18 protein-coding genes are annotated in these 16,162 nt (G+C 31.2%); 5 read left to right on the plus strand and 13 right to left on the minus strand.

What is annotated here, in order from left to right; translation table 11 throughout:
* Positions 1 to 51: 51 nt before the first annotated feature.
* The gene (locus B3M86_RS12795) at positions 52 to 396 is read left to right on the plus strand and encodes a DUF4260 domain-containing protein (protein WP_291076488.1); all 345 of its coding nucleotides are present in this window, start codon (positions 52 to 54) and stop codon (positions 394 to 396) included.
* Here the strand turns inward: B3M86_RS12795 and B3M86_RS12800 are convergent.
* Positions 391 to 1,383, minus strand: coding sequence for a 2-hydroxyacid dehydrogenase (locus B3M86_RS12800; protein ID WP_291076490.1), 993 nt, complete (start codon positions 1,381 to 1,383; stop codon positions 391 to 393). The two genes, B3M86_RS12795 and B3M86_RS12800, sit on opposite strands and share 6 nt — an antisense overlap.
* A 173-nt stretch (positions 1,384 to 1,556) precedes the next feature.
* Between B3M86_RS12800 and B3M86_RS12805 the strand changes: the two genes are divergently transcribed.
* The 3 genes from B3M86_RS12805 (at position 1,557) to B3M86_RS12815 (ending at position 4,704) form a co-directional block, all read left to right on the plus strand.
* Positions 1,557 to 3,095: a serine hydrolase gene (locus B3M86_RS12805; protein ID WP_291076492.1), complete on the plus strand. Its 1,539-nt coding sequence runs from the start codon at positions 1,557 to 1,559 to the stop codon at positions 3,093 to 3,095.
* A 62-nt stretch (positions 3,096 to 3,157) separates the two neighbouring features.
* Positions 3,158 to 4,042, plus strand: a complete 885-nt coding sequence (locus B3M86_RS12810; protein WP_286495880.1) for a DMT family transporter — start codon at positions 3,158 to 3,160, stop codon at positions 4,040 to 4,042.
* Between the two features lie 29 nt (positions 4,043 to 4,071).
* Entirely contained in the window at positions 4,072 to 4,704 is a 633-nt protein-coding gene (locus B3M86_RS12815; protein WP_291076494.1) for a CatA-like O-acetyltransferase, read from the plus strand.
* A 40-nt stretch (positions 4,705 to 4,744) separates the two neighbouring features.
* On the opposite strand, the gene B3M86_RS12820 is transcribed toward B3M86_RS12815, so the two are convergent.
* From B3M86_RS12820 to B3M86_RS12845, 6 genes are all read right to left on the minus strand, one after another.
* Entirely contained in the window at positions 4,745 to 5,317 is a 573-nt protein-coding gene (locus B3M86_RS12820; protein WP_125350031.1) for a hypothetical protein, read from the minus strand.
* A gap of 23 nt (positions 5,318 to 5,340) precedes the next feature.
* The gene (locus B3M86_RS12825; RefSeq protein WP_291076497.1) at positions 5,341 to 5,988 is read right to left on the minus strand and encodes a hypothetical protein; all 648 of its coding nucleotides are present in this window, start codon (positions 5,986 to 5,988) and stop codon (positions 5,341 to 5,343) included.
* A gap of 94 nt (positions 5,989 to 6,082) precedes the next feature.
* Entirely contained in the window at positions 6,083 to 6,583 is a 501-nt protein-coding gene (locus B3M86_RS12830; RefSeq protein ID WP_291076498.1) for a regulatory protein RecX, read from the minus strand.
* 188 nt (positions 6,584 to 6,771) lie between these two features.
* Positions 6,772 to 7,419 (minus strand): ribulose-phosphate 3-epimerase, encoded by a 648-nt coding sequence (rpe, locus tag B3M86_RS12835; RefSeq protein ID WP_280036965.1) that lies wholly within the window; start codon positions 7,417 to 7,419, stop codon positions 6,772 to 6,774.
* Between the two features lie 84 nt (positions 7,420 to 7,503).
* Positions 7,504 to 8,091 (minus strand): hypothetical protein, encoded by a 588-nt coding sequence (locus B3M86_RS12840; RefSeq protein ID WP_125350027.1) that lies wholly within the window; start codon positions 8,089 to 8,091, stop codon positions 7,504 to 7,506.
* A 60-nt stretch (positions 8,092 to 8,151) separates the two neighbouring features.
* The gene (locus B3M86_RS12845) at positions 8,152 to 8,541 is read right to left on the minus strand and encodes a hypothetical protein (RefSeq protein WP_125350026.1); all 390 of its coding nucleotides are present in this window, start codon (positions 8,539 to 8,541) and stop codon (positions 8,152 to 8,154) included.
* Between the two features lie 99 nt (positions 8,542 to 8,640).
* Here B3M86_RS12845 and mgtE point away from each other — a divergent pair, with 99 nt between their 5' ends.
* Positions 8,641 to 9,960, plus strand: coding sequence for a magnesium transporter (gene mgtE, locus B3M86_RS12850; protein ID WP_291076500.1), 1,320 nt, complete (start codon positions 8,641 to 8,643; stop codon positions 9,958 to 9,960).
* A gap of 37 nt (positions 9,961 to 9,997) precedes the next feature.
* Here mgtE and B3M86_RS12855 read toward each other — a convergent pair whose 3' ends face one another.
* The 6 genes from B3M86_RS12855 to B3M86_RS12880 form a co-directional block, all read right to left on the minus strand.
* Entirely contained in the window at positions 9,998 to 10,843 is an 846-nt protein-coding gene (locus B3M86_RS12855; RefSeq protein ID WP_219035271.1) for a lipocalin family protein, read from the minus strand.
* Positions 10,844 to 10,898: 55 nt separating this feature from the next.
* Positions 10,899 to 11,765: a sigma-70 family RNA polymerase sigma factor gene (locus B3M86_RS12860; protein ID WP_019975176.1), complete on the minus strand. Its 867-nt coding sequence runs from the start codon at positions 11,763 to 11,765 to the stop codon at positions 10,899 to 10,901.
* Positions 11,766 to 11,889: 124 nt separating this feature from the next.
* Positions 11,890 to 12,831: a formimidoylglutamase gene (gene hutG, locus B3M86_RS12865; protein ID WP_219035272.1), complete on the minus strand. Its 942-nt coding sequence runs from the start codon at positions 12,829 to 12,831 to the stop codon at positions 11,890 to 11,892.
* 2 nt (positions 12,832 to 12,833) lie between these two features.
* Positions 12,834 to 13,439: a trimeric intracellular cation channel family protein gene (locus B3M86_RS12870; RefSeq protein WP_125350023.1), complete on the minus strand. Its 606-nt coding sequence runs from the start codon at positions 13,437 to 13,439 to the stop codon at positions 12,834 to 12,836.
* A gap of 38 nt (positions 13,440 to 13,477) precedes the next feature.
* Positions 13,478 to 14,086, minus strand: a complete 609-nt coding sequence (locus tag B3M86_RS12875) for a trimeric intracellular cation channel family protein (protein ID WP_125350022.1) — start codon at positions 14,084 to 14,086, stop codon at positions 13,478 to 13,480.
* 128 nt (positions 14,087 to 14,214) lie between these two features.
* Positions 14,215 to 15,597 (minus strand): NAD(P)-binding domain-containing protein, encoded by a 1,383-nt coding sequence (locus B3M86_RS12880; protein WP_291076502.1) that lies wholly within the window; start codon positions 15,595 to 15,597, stop codon positions 14,215 to 14,217.
* Positions 15,598 to 16,162: the final 565 nt, after the last annotated feature.

Consider the following 16,162-nt stretch of genomic DNA (forward strand, 5'->3'; position numbering starts at 1 on the left):
TTTTGTAACAATTGGTAAAATATTTGTACTAATAAATTAAATACCAATCGCATGAAAAACATACTAAAATTAGAACAACTTGCTCTATTAATTTTTATGATCGTTTTATATAGTCTCCTAAAATTATCATGGATATGGTTTGCAATTCTTTTTCTTGCTCCCGATATTTTTATGTTAGGTTATCTTTTTGGAAATAATATTGGTGCAATATCTTATAATTTTATTCATAATTATTTTACGACAATTTCATTGATTCTTATTGGTTATTTTTTACATATTGAATGGTGCTTGATGATTGGATTAATATTTTCCGCTCATATTGCGTTCGATCGTTTTTTAGGATTTGGTCTCAAAAAATATGATGGTTTCAAGTCCACTCATTTAGGAGATTTATAACATCACAACCTCATCTGTCGAACCTTTTTCCTTAATCTCTGAAATACTTCGCATCGTAATTTCTGAAATTTGTTCCAACGCTTCTTGTGTAAAAAAAGCTTGATGTGCAGTTACCAAAACATTTGGAAAACTCATCAATCGCTGAATCATATCATCCTGAATAATTTCTGCCGATAAATCTTTGAAGAATAATTTTTCTTCTTGCTCATAAACATCAATTCCTAAATAACCAATTTTATGATTTTTCAAAGCTTCAATCGCTTCATGTGTGTTGATTAAACCACCTCTACTTGTATTAATAATCGTTACGCCATCTTTCATCTTCGTAATCGTTTCTTGATTAATCATGTAATGATTTTCTGGCGTCAAAGGACAATGCAACGAAATAATATCTGAGCTTTTAAACAACTTATCCAGCTCAACATATTCCACGCCATTATTCATCAATTCTTGATCTGGATACAAATCATAAGCAATAATCTTACATCCAAAACCTTTCGCAATATTGATAAAAGCCTTTCCTATTTTTCCTGTTCCAACAATTCCAATCGTCTTCTGAAAAAGATTAAAACCAAGTAAACCGTTCAATGCAAAATTTTGTTCACGAACACGATTATAAGCTTTATGTGTTTTTCGATTCAATGTTAACAACATCGCCATTGTATGTTCAGCAACAGCCTCGGGAGAATATGCAGGAACACGACAAATTTTAATTCCAAATTCTTTCGCAGCTTCCAAATCGACATTATTAAAACCAGCACATCTCAATGCAATAATTTTAACGCCTTTTTTTGCTAAAACTTCAATGACTTGTCGGTTCACTTTATCATTCACAAACACACAAACAGCATGCTCATCTTCAATCGCGTTTACGATATGCGGACCTAAATGTGTTTCATAAAAATTAAGTTCAAAACCGTAATTTTTATTTTCAGCCTCAAAAAAAGTTTTGTCATAAGGCTTAGACGAAAAGAAAGCTATTTTCATTAAATTATTTTTAACTAATTTACGTTTTTAATTAATTGTAAATTACTTTATACTTGATTATAATTTAGTTTTAAATCATTCAAAATTAATTGATCCTCTATTTTTGATATTTTACTAAAAGCTATAAGCTGATGAATAAAAATTTCTAACTTCGTGAAAATTCAAACTCACACATGAAAAATATACTTTTATCAACAATCACATTAGCTTCTTTTACAGCTTTTGGACAAAATATTTCGAATCAAACCATTGATCAAGTCACAGAAAATGCCATGAAAACTTTTGATGTTCCTGGAATGTCTGTTGCGGTTATCAAAGATGGAACAATTGTACATTCGAAAGGTTATGGTGTAAAATCGCTTAAAACGGGAGAAAAAGTTAAGTCGAATACAAATTTTGGAATTGCTTCTAACTCGAAAGCTTTTACAGCAGCGGCCTTGGCAATTTTGGTTGATGAAGGAAAAATAAAGTGGGATGATAAAGTGATTACGCACATTCCTGAATTCAAGATGTACAACGATTATGTAACCAAAGAGTTCACAATTCGTGATTTATTAACGCATCGCAGTGGATTAGGTTTGGGCGCAGGAGATTTGATGGTTTGGCCTGATGGACACAATTTCACTCCTAAAGATATTATTTCTAATATTCAGTTTTTAAAACCAGTTTCAGATTTTCGTGTCAAATATGATTACGATAATTTATTATATATTATTGCAGGAGTTGTGATTGAACGAGTTTCGGGGCAATCTTGGACAGATTTTGTAACAAAAAGATTGTTAGAACCAATTGGAATGACGAATACAGCGGCGAATTGGCACTTAGTAAAAGACAAGAAAAATGCAATTGATCCACACGTTCCGATTGACGGAAAATTACAAGTCATTGATCGTTATACGAACACTATTTTTGATGCAGCTGCAGGAATTTATTCTAATGTTGATGATATTGCAAAATGGTTGCAATTCAATTTGGATAAAGGAAAAGTGAACGGAAAACAAATTATTTCTGAAAAACAAATGAACGAAATGATTACGCCACAAACTTTACAACCAAATCGTACAACTCCGCCTTATAATTCATTATTCAAAGCTTATGGTTTGGGATGGCAATTACAGGATATGAACGGAAAATTGGAAGTTTCGCATACTGGTGGATTGGAAGGAATTGTAACACAAACGATGTTTTATCCTCAAGAAAAATTAGGAATTGTGATTTTGACAAACCAACAATCGGGTGCAGCTTTCCGAGCAATCTCGAATACAATCAAAGATTTTTACTTAAAAAATCCATCTACAGATTGGGTAAAAACGTATGATGATATAATGAAGAAAAATGTGGAAGAAGCCGATGTTATTACCGATGAAGTTTGGAAAACAGTTGAAGCAAATCAAAAAAATAAAGCCATCAAATTTGATTCAAAAAGTGTAATCGGAACGTATAAGGACAATTGGTTTGGTGATGTTGTAATTTATGAAAAGAAAGGAAAAATCATTTTCGAATCGAAACGTTCACCTCAATTAACTGGTGAAATGCTTTTTTACAAAGACAATACGTTTGCAGTAAAATGGTACAATCGTTATTTCCATGCAGACGCTTTTGTTTATGCAGAAATAAAAGATGGAAAAATGACAGGTTTCAAAATGAAGGCCATTTCTCCGTTAACAGATTTTAGTTACGACTTCCAAGATTTAGATTTTACGAGAAAATAAATTTTAATAAATACTAATCAAATGCGAAGTTCGAAATTAGAACTTCGTTTTTTCTATTAAAAATGAAATTCAAAGGTTACGCATATGGACTAATTTCTTCCATATCTTATGGATTAATTCCATTATTTATCCTACCTATAAAACAGGCAAATTTTTCGATGGATACTACATTATTCTATCGATTCTTTTTTTCTGCATTGATTGTCGGAACATATTTATTCATCAAAAAACAATCATTCAAAATAGATGTGAAACAGATTCCATTTTTAATCATTTTAGGATTATTGTACGGAATCTCAGCGGATGCTTTATTTTTAGGTTATGATTATTTAACTCCTGGAATTGCCTCCACATTATTATTCGTTTATCCGTTGATTGTTGCCATCATAATGGCTGTTTTCTTCAAAGAAAGAATTACAATTTCAACTATTGTAGCCATTGTTTTTGTACTGGCTGGTGTAATTTTATTAAGTTTTAAAGAAGGAAAATTCGAGCTAAATCCAATCGGATTAGGAATTGTTTTTATTAGTGCTTTGGGTTACGGATTATATATTGTGACAGTCAACAAATCGAAAGTACGAGATATAAAAGGCTTTACATTAAGCTTTTATTCGTTTCTATTTACAACGATTTATTACGCAACAAAAATGATTATTCACAAAGAATCCTTCATTTTACCATCATTAGAATTAACCTTCAACTTTTTTACATTTGCGTTTGTTACGACAGTTGTTTCGAGCATCGCATTGATTTATGCGATTAAAAATATTGGTTCTACAGCCACTTCTATTCTTGGCGCATCAGAACCTGTGGTTGCCGTTGCTGTAAGTGTTATGATGTTTGGTGAAGATTTTTCGCTGAGTTTAGCTTTAGGAATTTTTATGATTATTCTAGGCGTAACTCTGAATGTAATTGGTGATGCATATCAACAAAAAAGATTGAAGTAATTGTAAATCCTATTTTTAACTTTGCATCAATGAAACAGAAATTTAATCCTGAAGGTTGGAATCGTATAGAGCATTTTAATATGTTCTCGAAAATGGATAATCCGTATGTCGGAGTTGTTGCGGAGGTTGAATGTTCTAAAACGTACAAATTTGCCAAAGCAAATAAATTGTCTTTTTTCGCAGTCTATTTACATTGCTCGATGTTGGCAGAAAATAAGATTAATGAGTTTAAATATCGCATCGAAGATGATGAAATTTTTGTGTACGATCATTTAAATTGCGGAACAACAATTGGAAGAAAAGACGGAACTTTTGGTTTTGCATTGATGAATTTTACCGAAGATTTTGATGCATTTAACGCGCAACTTCAAGAGCAAATACAAAGTGTAGAAAACTCGGTTGGTTTACACATCAAAAATGAAGAAATTACCATTGGTTTGGTTCGTCATTCTACGTTTCCATGGTCGAGATTTACGGGATTAGTGCAACCAAGTAATTTTGGAACAGGAGAATCTATTCCGCGAATTATTTTTGGAAAAGCGTATACGCAAAATGATAAAATGTATATGCCTGTTTCGGTTGAAGCGAATCATGGTTTTGTAGACGGTTTTCATTTGGCGAATTATCTGCAAGAATTTGAATACGAATTAGGTAAATATTAGAAATAGTAAAAACGAATTTCGAGTTTCGAAATTCGTTTTTTTATTTTACATCATTAGGATGAATAAATGGTTCTGGTTCAATAACTTCCAAAAAAGGGAAATATTTACTATCTTCTTCTAAAATAATATCTTGATATTTTGAAACAGCAAATAATTGATATTTAGCATATTCTTCATCCCAATCAAATCTAAATGTATAATTTATATGGTCACAAATTGTAGGTTTTATATCTAATTTATAATATGTCATATCTTTTAACTCTACAAACTCCTTTATCATTTCTTCATCTTGATAAAAAACAAAATAATAATCTCGATTGTTATATTCATAATTACTTTCATAACGAGGAGTAAATAAACAATTTTGTTGAGCTATAGTTGGAAAAACATATAATCTATTTCCAGCAAAATAAATTATTATAGAAGAAAATCTTACATTATTTCTTTCAGCAATATCAATTACTTGTTTTATAGCTTCCTCAGTTTCTTTATCTTTAAAAACAGAATCTGATTTTATTTCATTCTTCTTTTCCCAACCTTTAGCAGATTGATTACTCGGTTGCTCGCATTGAACAAAAAGAATGAATAAGAGAAAAATATATAAATTCTTCATACAAGTGTTTTAATTAAAGATAATCAATTCACTGCAACTTTTTTATTTAGTTTTTTTGACCAAGAAAAAATATAAATCGTTCCGATAATTGAAGGTACAATCCAAAAATAAATATTATCTCCAAATCCAGCGCCTGCAACCAAAAACGCTGTTACTGATGCGATATAAGCGCCAATCATTTTTCCAACATGATTCATTGTCCATTTTTTATAATTCTCTGGGTTCTTGTAAAAAATAAAATCTCGATAAGACATAAATCCTCCTAAAAACCCAAAAATTAAATACAATAATCCAATTGCATTGCTTTTGAAAAGTGGAAGTAATCCAAAAACAATCATCACAATAGATGTGATAAACATTGCTCCAGAAATGATTTTATCCAAATTATTAGAATAATTTTTACGCTTATAATTTAGAATTCTATTTCCAATCAAAATCATATAAATCGTGAAAATACCAATCATTAAAAGAAAAGAATTGTGGTGATTTGGAAAAGCACAAATAATTAACGAAAGAACAGAACTGACTAACATACCAATCGAAAATATTTTTCCCACTTTTTTGTGTGTCGAATTTCCTTTTTTTATAATCATAACAGCTGTACCAGCAACTAAACCAATTCCTCCAAAAAAAGCGTGAATGTAAATAATGATTTTGACTAAATGTTCCATAATGTCTTTATTTATTATGGAATAAAATTAAGTGAAGTCGTTTTTAATTTTAAAAATTATTGACCGAATTGTCGAATTTCAAGGATGAATTGTATTACTCTTTTATTTTCACTGTTTCGATAGCATCATTCATCAAATCGAACTCGTAACCTTTGTACGCTAAATATGCTTTTACTTTGTTTATTTTCTTGAAAGATTCACGCTCAGAAGCTAATAAATTGAACTTTTTTTGTGTTAAATGCAATAAATTATTCCAATATTTATCCAAATCAATTTCTTCTTTAAATGCTTTTTCAATTAATTTTTGATCAATTTGACGCATTTTTAATTCTTGACGAAGACGATTTCTTCCCCACATTTTTTGATTGACTTTTCCTCGAACAAAATTATGAACAAATCGTTCTTCATTCAGGAATCCGTAATGAATTAGCTTAAAAATAATCTCATCTTTCGCTTCTGGAATCAAATCAAAATCACGAAGTTTTTTCTCTACTTCCCAATGACAACGATCTTGATAAAGACAATATTTTGCCATTTTATCTTTGATTTCATCAATCGTATAAATCTTTTTTGGGTTGTCTTTAGAGAAATTCATGCAACAAAGTTAAGATTTTAATAAGAAAATTGTTTGATTAACTTGATGAGGATCCTGAAAAAAGTTCAGGATTAATCAACAAAAAAACTGAATCATTTCTGATTCAGTTTTTTATTATTTGTTTAAATAGTTGAAGGAAAAATATGAACTTCTCAATTCTAATTTCTCACATCTCAATACTATTTTTATTAAGCTTTTTGTAATTCCGCGATATATGCTGTTGGATCCTCAGCATTGAAAACTGCCGAACCAGCAACTAAAGCATCTGCACCAGCTTCTACCAATTTTGATGCATTTTGTACTCCAACTCCTCCATCAATTTCGATGATCACATTTGCATTAGCTTCTGTAATCATTTTTTTTAATTTTGATACTTTGTTGTATGTATTCTCAATGAATTTTTGACCTCCAAAACCTGGATTAACACTCATAATTAACACCAAATCTAAATCATTAATCACATCTTCTAAAACAGATACTGGTGTATGCGGATTAAGCGCCACTCCTGCTTTCATTCCTTCTGCTTTTATAGCCTGAATTGTACGATGTAAATGTGTACACGCTTCGTAATGAACAGTCAAAATATCTGCGCCAACTTGTTTGAAAGTTGAAATATAACGATCTGGATCAACAATCATTAAATGTACATCTAAAACTTTGTCTGTTAACGAATTTATTTTCTCAATAATTGGCATTCCGTAAGAGATATTAGGGACAAAAACGCCGTCCATTACATCTAAATGAAACCATTCGGCTTGAGAATTATTAACCATTTCGATGTCTTTTGCTAAATTCCCGAAATCGGCTGCTAAAATTGATGGTGCTACTATTGGCATAATCTTATTTGTTGTTTGTTTGTATTTTGTGATACAAAGGTAATGAAATAAAAAAATCGTTGAAAACTCAACGATTTATATTTTTTAGAAATTATAACCAACTCGAAAGCCTAAATCTAAAGCAACTCCTGTATTTGTACTTTTTACTTCTGATGTTGTATAATTATCAAAATCATAGTTTGTATATGTTTCTTGATAAAGAGAAAGTCCTAATCCTGTATAAAACTCGTAAAAAAAGTTTTGAGCAAAAGAACGTTTAAATCCGTAATTTAACGTAATAGAACCTTGCGGATTAACACCTAAATTATCACTATTAGACGTTGTTAACCAATCTGGTGTATAAGTTCCTTTTAAAGCAATATAATTACCAGAATTATTTTTGGTATTTTTTCCTTTTCCAATTCTTCGGTCAAAATTATAATAATAACGTCCTTCTAAAGCTATATTTGTTGTCAAAATATACTCAAAATCACTCCCATAAAAATCGCTATAGCTGTATCTGAAACCTCCTAAATAATCTAAAGATCCAACAGCCGTAAAATTTTCGGATAAAGCTTTTTCATATTGAATTCCGATTCCAATAAAACTAACGTTTGCATTAAACAAATCTGTTGCTTTTTCTTGAGCAAATAGAGAAGATGATAATAAGAAAGTAAATAATAGTTTTTTCATTTTCAGTGTTAATTAATACAATACGAATATAACAGAAAAAATGATTCAGCAAAATTATTTTTAATCCAAGAAAACTCTATTGTCAATAAAGTTATAAGGCTCTTCGTCTTTTAATTCTTCGTTGATGATAAAATGAATCGAATCTTTTGACATAAAAATATAAGTATAAATATCTGCCATCTCATCAGAATCTCTAAACTCGTAATATTCATCACCAATTGTACACCAAACGCCTTCGTCTTCAGAAAAAGTTACACGATCATCACTATAAATCGTTTTAAAGTTAACCGTCATTGTGCCGTCAGCTTTTCTATTCACCAACCAACTATTTGTTTCGCCTTTAAAAAATTTTCCATGATCAGTTCCAGACCAAATTCCAACGAATCTGTCATCTACATCCATAGATTTTATATATTCTTTCATTTGGTTTTGATCAGCTTTGTTCATCATGATTTTCTATATTAAAATTAGCTTAAAAGTAGCCAATCTATACTTCTTTTCATCTCAAAAAAACTTAATTTGCAGCTCGGGATAAAAAACAACAAATTTATGGAAAATAATATGCTTAATCAACATCCAGCAGATATTGCCGAGCAATTAACTGCGCTGAACGTAAAGGAAAGAAATATCGCTTTTTACTCGCTTTCGAATGATGATAAAGTTGAAGTATTCTCGTATTTTGAGCCCGATATTCAGTACGAAATTGTAAAAAGTTTGACGGACGAAGATTTAGCTGAAGTTTTGAACAATCTTGATCCTGATGACCGAACAGAACTTTTTGAAAATTTCCCAGATCAATTAATCAAACATTCCATTAATCTTTTAAATCCTGAAGAACGCGCTACAGCACTGAATTTGATTGGATACAAAGAAGATTCGATTGCGCGTTTGATGACGCCAAATTATATTCAGGTAAAAGAACATTATACGGTAAAACAAGTTTTGGCGCACATCAAAAAATATGGAAAAAAAGCGGAAACGTTGACGTATATTTTTATTGTGGATGGAAAAAATAGATTGATTGATGATTTAAAAATTGGCGAAATTCTTTTGGCTGATGAAGACACGAAAGTAGAAAATTTGATCGATCATAATTTTGTTTCAATCAAGACGACGACTCCTTTAGAAGATGCGTTAGAAGTTTTTGATAAATACGATCGTTCTGCAATGCCAATTGTGACAGAAAATGATGTTTTGGTCGGAATTGTAACCTTCGACGACATCTTGGATCGTATGAAAATGCGTGATACAGAAGATATTCAGAAATTTGGAGGTATGGAAGAATTGGATGTTTCGTATACTAAAACACCTATTGCGGAATTAATCAAAAAGCGCGCAGGTTGGCTGGTTATCTTATTTATTGGCGAAATGTTTACTGCTTCTGCTATGAGTTATTATGACCAAGAAATCGAAAAAGCGGTTGTGTTGGCTTTATTTGTTCCATTGATTATTTCGAGTGGTGGAAATTCTGGTTCTCAAGCGGCTTCACTAATTATCCGAGCAATGGCTTTGGGTGAATTGAAACTAAAAGATTGGTGGTATGTAATGAAGAAAGAGTTTGCTTCGGGATTAATCTTAGGTGCAATTCTAGGATTTGTTGGTTTTATCAGAATCTTAATTTGGCAAAAAACTGGAATTTATAGTTATGGAGAATATTGGCTATATGTAGCTTTAACAGTCGCTTTATCTTTAATCGTCATTGTTTTATGGGGAACACTTTCTGGATCTTTAGTTCCATTTATTTTGAGAAAAATTGGATTTGATCCCGCAACAGCATCCTCGCCTTTCGTCGCAACCTTGGTTGATGTTTCAGGATTGATTATTTATTTTACAATTGCTGCAATTTTACTAAGCGGAAAATTATTATAACAAAAAACTCCAACTAAATTTAGTTGGAGTTTTTCATTTATTTTTTTCTTGTATCAATAAATTCGTACGTTTCATTTTCTTGTTCAAAAGCCATATTAAATGCTTTAAACTTTATCTGATTTTCATTTAAAATCTGAAACTCATAAACATCTGTTGATTCAGAATCTTCGTGGTATTCGTAAAACTTATTATCTTTTACCCACCATTTTCCTTTTTCTATAGAATTTTCTGTTTTTCTTCCTTTCATTTTAGTTTTAAAATCCAAAACAAAAGTTCCGTCTGCATTTCTTGTCATTGCCCATTCTTTAGATAATCCTTTCACTTGATTATCTTTTTCCGAACCTATCCAAATACCTACAAAACGTTCGTCTGCTTCACCATCTGTCTGATCATATGCAAACCCATCTACAGAGCTTTCCATATCAAAGATTTTTTTCATGGTTTTAGCTTTATATACAGAATACTTTTCTTCATAATAATCTGTCAAATTATTACTTTTTTCTTCTGAATATTTAGTCGTTTTAAAACCTCTTGGTAATTTTCCTTTTTCTAATCTATACTCAATTTTATTTTCATTGATTTTATACAAATAAATATCATTGAAGTTTAATTCATTTCCTTCCTCAAAATACTGATTATTATCTGTCCACCAAGTTCCTGTTTCTTTTGCATAAATAGAATCTCGACCACTCAACAACTCAAAATATAAAATAAATGTTCCATCATTTTTACGGTTGATTAACCATTTTCCATCAATAGGATCAGCTTTTGTTTTAGGAATTGAAGAAGACCAAAATCCAACTAAATTTTGATCAACTTTCTTTTGACCGAAAGTATAAGTTGAAAAAAGTATAAGAGTAAATAGTAAAATAAAGTTTCTCATAAAGTGTTTTAGTATTTATAAAAAAAGCAGCTTATTTAGCTGCTTTCTTATGTTTCTATCGTCCGATATACGTTTTCAAAATCTTAGATCTTGAAGTATGTTTTAAACGACGAATTGCTTTTTCTTTAATTTGACGAACACGTTCTCTTGTTAAATCAAACGTTTCTCCAATTTCTTCTAACGTCATTGGATGTTGACCGTTTAATCCGAAGTATAAACGAATTAAATCAGCTTCGCGAGGCGTTAATGTTTGTAATGCACGCTCAATCTCTACACGTAAAGATTCAATCATCAATTGAACGTCTGGAGATGGAGATTCACCAATGTTTAATACATCGTATAAGTTAGAATCTTCTCCTTCTACTAATGGTGCGTCCATTGAGACGTGACGACCAGAGTTTTTCATCGACTCTTTTACATCACCTTCAGACATATCCAAAACTTCAGAAATTTCTTCTGCAGATGGAGCACGTTCATGTTCTTGCTCTAATAAAGCATAGGCTTTATTAATTTTATTGATCGATCCAATTTTATTTAATGGTAAACGTACAATACGAGATTGCTCTGCTAATGCTTGTAAGATAGATTGACGAATCCACCAAACTGCATACGAGATAAATTTGAAACCACGTGTTTCGTCAAAACGTTGTGCAGCTTTAATCAAACCTAAATTTCCTTCATTAATTAAATCTGGTAAACTTAAACCTTGATTTTGATATTGTTTCGCAACAGATACCACGAAACGTAAGTTTGCTTTTGTTAATTTTTCTAAGGCAACACGATCTCCTGCTTTGATACGTTGTGCTAACTCTACTTCCTCCTCCGCTGTAATCAAATCTACTTTACCAATCTCTTGTAAGTATTTATCCAACGACGCAGTTTCACGATTTGTTACCTGCTTTGTAATTTTAAGCTGTCTCATTTAACTAAAACCCTCCTATTATTAATGATTATTATCGATTTCTTTTGGCATTTTATCAACACCACTATATATGTATACGCAGATAACTGAAAAAGGTTACAAAATATTGTAAATTATTTCAGAATTAATATCTTAAAACTTCGTAAATCATTTGTGCAGAGAGTTTCGCTGTCGAGTTATCAACATCAAAAAGCGAATTATATTCAACTAAATCAAATATTTTCACTTTGTTTGAGTTCATTAGAACCTTCAAAATATATTTAACCTGAAAAGGTGTCAAACCATTAATTGTCGTTGCACTTACACCTGGCGCATAAGCTGCATCAAAAACATCCATATCCAACGAAACATAAAGCACATCAAATTGTTGAACAATCGTTTTCAAATCATCTAATACTTTATTCAAATTGAAATGCACTTCATCTGCCAAAATAAAATTAACTCCTATATTTTCAGCACGTTGAAATAATGCTTTCGTATTTCCTAATTCTTGAATACCGATTGGAATATAATTGAACTTCATTTCATTTTCTTCGCAATACTTTGCCATTTCGTAAAAAGGCGTTCCAGAAGTTGATTGCGGATTTGGCGTTCTCAAATCAAAATGCGCATCAAGATTGATAATTCCAATATTTTTGTATGATTTTGCTAAAGCCAAAAAATCACCCAAAGCTGTTTCGTGTCCACCACCAATTACAATCGGAAAATGATTTTGTTGGATAATTTTATCCACTTGATTGATTTGTTCTTCACGTGCAGATTCTAAATTATTATCATCACAATGAATATTTCCAGCATCAAAAATAAAATCAGTTTCGGAAAAATGTAAAGGTAAATTCGCCAAACTTTTTCGAATCAAATCTGGTGAATCTTTCGCACCAATTCTACCCTTATTCCGTTTAACACCTTCTTCCGAACAAAATCCTAACAGTACTTTTGGTTGAACAGATGATGATTCAAATTTATCATAATCAGAAATTACTTGATGAATTCTTAAACCTAATTCTCCATCTTCAGAATCAATTCTTCCTGTCCAATTTTCTTGATTAAATGGTGTTTTTTGCATGATTAATAAAATTTAGGTAACGACAAATTATATTTTACAGTAACAATACGAATTGCGGCAATAATAGCTCCCGAAACAATAAAATTGATATTACGATCTAATCCAAAACTTTCAAAAATTAAATACATTACACCTCCTGCGACACATGCCATTGCATAAATTTCTTTCACAAAAACTGTAGGCGTTCTATTCATCAAAACATCTCTTAACATTCCTCCCATTACAGCGGTCATCATTCCCATCATCACAGAAATAAAATCATTTGCGCCCAAAGAATGCGCTTTTTCCAAACCTACAATTGTAAATAAAGCAATTCCCAATGTATCGAAAAGCATTAATGTTATTCTTAATCGTGAAAAATATTTAAAAAATAATCCTGCCAACAAAATTCCAGCAAAAACTGCGTAAATGACATTCATATCATTTATCCAAACTAACGGATAACTGTTAAGAAATAGATCGCGTAAAGTTCCACCACCAACAGCCGTTATAAAAGCAAAACAAGCAATTCCGAACCAATCATGTTTTTGTCTTTCATCTCCAGCTAAAGCACCAGAAATAGCAAACACAACCGTCCCAAATAATTCAAAAATGTATTGAATTTCCATCTATAAAAAATTAGTTCGCTAAGATACGAATCTATAAATTAATGGCTTTTGAATTTCGGTAATGATAAGTTATACTTAATTGCAGTCAAACGAATTGCGACAATTACAGCCCCCGAAATAAAGAAATTGATGTTACGATCAAGTCCCAATTTCCATAAAATCATATAAATAACTGCACCACAAAGACATGCAAACGCATAAATTTCTTTCTTGAAAATAATAGGAACTTCGTTCAACATCATATCGCGAATAATGGATCCAAAAACCGCCGTAAACATTCCCATTACAGGTGCAATTACAGGATGAATTCCAAGATTTAGAGCTTTTTCTAAACCAACAATCGTAAACAAAGCAATTCCTAACGTATCAAAAAGCATAAATGTTTTACGAAGTTTAAGTAAAGGCGTATAGAAAATTGCGGCTAAAATAACACCAATCCCTACCGCATAAATAAGATTCACATCCTTTATCCACATAATCTCAACGGAAAGTAAAATATCACGAATTGTACCGCCTCCAATTGAAGTTAGGAAAGCAATAAAGGTTACACCAAACCAATCGTTACCCGATTTTTCATCTGCAGCTAAAGCGCCCGAAATTCCAAAAAAAAGCGTACCAAATAATTCGAAAAAATATTGAATCTCCATTTCTATTGTATTAAATCATATTGTGTTGTGCTCTGTCAAAAATAAACACTTTTTCTTTTTTAACGATGTTTAAATATACAATCGAAAATAAAAAAAGACCAACACATTTGTTAGTCTTTTTGTTAATATTAATAATAATTTGTTTTTTCTAATTGTTTTTCATCAATCGGATCTTCATCCAAATAGCGTTCTAAACTATCATCCAACTCTTTCATCCAAGCTGTGTGATGTTTTTCTGCTTTCGTTTCGTCCATAACTGAGGTATAGGTTTTATCTCGATAAGTTAAAATATTTTCTTCTTTATCTTTTAACCAAGATTTGAACATATTAGCAACTTTATCCAAATCGAACATAGGATAATCAGTTAAATGAATTAAATCCTTCAAATAATCAGTTTGAAAATCAACATGATCATCAGCAGAAATCGATTGTTTTTCATAATCAACCCATTTCTGAATATCTTTTTGAATTTCTTCTTTTGAAGGTAAATTAATTCGTCCTAAAATATAATCACGTGCAAACCATGCTTGCGCATCAAACATATTAAATGTGTAATATTGATCCTGCATTCCCAAAAATAACAATTGAGCATTAACATCTGATATTACACCTTTATACATTCCTTCTGGATACAAACAGTTTTTTGTTTTTAAACGGAAATTATCTGGTAAAAACGGAAATTTGTGTTGATAACCTGTACACATAATTACTGCATCAAACTCTTTTGATGTTCCGTCTTTGAAAAATGCTTTCTTATCTTCAAAATGTGTCACTAAAGGCAATTCTTTTATCCCTTCGGGCCATTTACAATCAATCGGGTTTGTACGATAAGAAATTATGACCGATTTAGTTCCGTGTTTATAGCATTGTACCGCAATATCTTCTGCCGAATAACTACTACCAATCAATAAAATTTCTTTGCCTCTAAATGGATCAGCTCCGCGAAAATCATGCGCATGCATTACATTTCCTGTATAATTCTCGATACCTTTAAAATAAGGCATATTTGGTGTAGAAAAATGTCCAGTTCCGACAATTAAATAATCGAAATATTCTTCGAAAGTTTCATTTTTCTTTAAATCATCAAAAACAACGCGAAACTGTTTTTTATCCTCTACATAATCTACCCACCTTGCAACGGTATTAAACTGAATGTACTTTCGCGCATTACTTTGTTTAATTCTCCCTTCTATATAATCGAATAATACTTCTCTAGGTGGATAAGAAGATATTGTTTGACCAAAGTGTTCAGAAAATGTATAATCTGCAAATTCTAAGCATTCTTTTGGTCCATTCGACCATAAATATTTATACATACTGCCATGCAATGGCTCTCCGTATTTACCTACTCCTGTACGCCAAGTGTAGTTCCACATTCCTCCCCAGTTGTCTTGCTTCTCAAAACATTTAATTTCTGGAATTTTGTTACCTTTTTTCTCTTCTGACTCAAATGCTCTTAACATTGCCAAACCACTTGGTCCAGCCCCGATAATGCCTACTTTTAAACTCATGAATTGTTTTTAATTAAACTTATATGAACTACTCAACTATCTCTCGATAGTAATTGATTTTTATGTCTGAAACGACCTGATATAGAAACTAACTTCTATAAAAACTGTGTAAAACAGAATAGAATGAGTAATCTAATGATTACAACATATAAAGAGATAGAAAACCTCTTGCTGAATAAATAAAATTTTATTCAAAATTAAATTATTCTTCAATGTACTAAAATTATAGCAGATGGACAAATATTAATAAAACATAATGATAAGCGTAATTATTATGGCGTTCCCTTCGGTCGGGCTATCCGTTCCAATCTTTTGTAGAAGAAGATTAGAAGTGATTATAGAAAATACAATTCTTACAAAAGGATTTCCACTACTATCCCTAACGCGGGGTTTAAGCAATAAGCGAAAATAAAACTGTCATTCTGAATGTAGCGATAGCGAAGTGAAGAATCTCTTCAAGTTTTAAGTTCTGAGTTAGCTGTAAAGCAAGCTTCTTGTTTTATAAAACATAGTCTGGAGATGCGTAAAGCTTAAAACGTTCAGCCTAAAGCGCGACGTATACCCA

The organism is Empedobacter sp. UBA6305, from assembly GCF_002440405.1.
Classification (GTDB): domain Bacteria; phylum Bacteroidota; class Bacteroidia; order Flavobacteriales; family Weeksellaceae; genus Empedobacter; species Empedobacter falsenii_B.

Excerpts from the sequence above, each read along its gene's own strand:
- B3M86_RS12870 (WP_125350023.1), bottom strand. The coding sequence starts at position 13,439 with ATGGAAATTCAATACATTTTTGAATTATTTGGGACGGTTGTGTTTGCT.
- B3M86_RS12820 (WP_125350031.1), bottom strand. The coding sequence starts at position 5,317 with ATGAAGAATTTATATATTTTTCTCTTATTCATTCTTTTTGTTCAATGC.
- B3M86_RS12795 (WP_291076488.1), top strand. The coding sequence starts at position 52 with ATGAAAAACATACTAAAATTAGAACAACTTGCTCTATTAATTTTTATG.
- B3M86_RS12815 (WP_291076494.1), top strand. The coding sequence starts at position 4,072 with ATGAAACAGAAATTTAATCCTGAAGGTTGGAATCGTATAGAGCATTTT.
- B3M86_RS12880 (WP_291076502.1), bottom strand. The coding sequence starts at position 15,597 with ATGAGTTTAAAAGTAGGCATTATCGGGGCTGGACCAAGTGGTTTGGCA.
- B3M86_RS12845 (WP_125350026.1), bottom strand. The coding sequence starts at position 8,541 with ATGATGAACAAAGCTGATCAAAACCAAATGAAAGAATATATAAAATCT.
- B3M86_RS12805 (WP_291076492.1), top strand. The coding sequence starts at position 1,557 with ATGAAAAATATACTTTTATCAACAATCACATTAGCTTCTTTTACAGCT.
- B3M86_RS12825 (WP_291076497.1), bottom strand. The coding sequence starts at position 5,988 with ATGGAACATTTAGTCAAAATCATTATTTACATTCACGCTTTTTTTGGA.
- B3M86_RS12855 (WP_219035271.1), bottom strand. The coding sequence starts at position 10,843 with ATGAGAAACTTTATTTTACTATTTACTCTTATACTTTTTTCAACTTAT.
- B3M86_RS12800 (WP_291076490.1), bottom strand. The coding sequence starts at position 1,383 with ATGAAAATAGCTTTCTTTTCGTCTAAGCCTTATGACAAAACTTTTTTT.
- mgtE (WP_291076500.1), top strand. The coding sequence starts at position 8,641 with ATGGAAAATAATATGCTTAATCAACATCCAGCAGATATTGCCGAGCAA.
- B3M86_RS12830 (WP_291076498.1), bottom strand. The coding sequence starts at position 6,583 with ATGAATTTCTCTAAAGACAACCCAAAAAAGATTTATACGATTGATGAA.
- B3M86_RS12840 (WP_125350027.1), bottom strand. The coding sequence starts at position 8,091 with ATGAAAAAACTATTATTTACTTTCTTATTATCATCTTCTCTATTTGCT.
- B3M86_RS12875 (WP_125350022.1), bottom strand. The coding sequence starts at position 14,086 with ATGGAGATTCAATATTTTTTCGAATTATTTGGTACGCTTTTTTTTGGA.
- B3M86_RS12860 (WP_019975176.1), bottom strand. The coding sequence starts at position 11,765 with ATGAGACAGCTTAAAATTACAAAGCAGGTAACAAATCGTGAAACTGCG.
- B3M86_RS12810 (WP_286495880.1), top strand. The coding sequence starts at position 3,158 with ATGAAATTCAAAGGTTACGCATATGGACTAATTTCTTCCATATCTTAT.
- hutG (WP_219035272.1), bottom strand. The coding sequence starts at position 12,831 with ATGCAAAAAACACCATTTAATCAAGAAAATTGGACAGGAAGAATTGAT.
- rpe (WP_280036965.1), bottom strand. The coding sequence starts at position 7,419 with ATGCCAATAGTAGCACCATCAATTTTAGCAGCCGATTTCGGGAATTTA.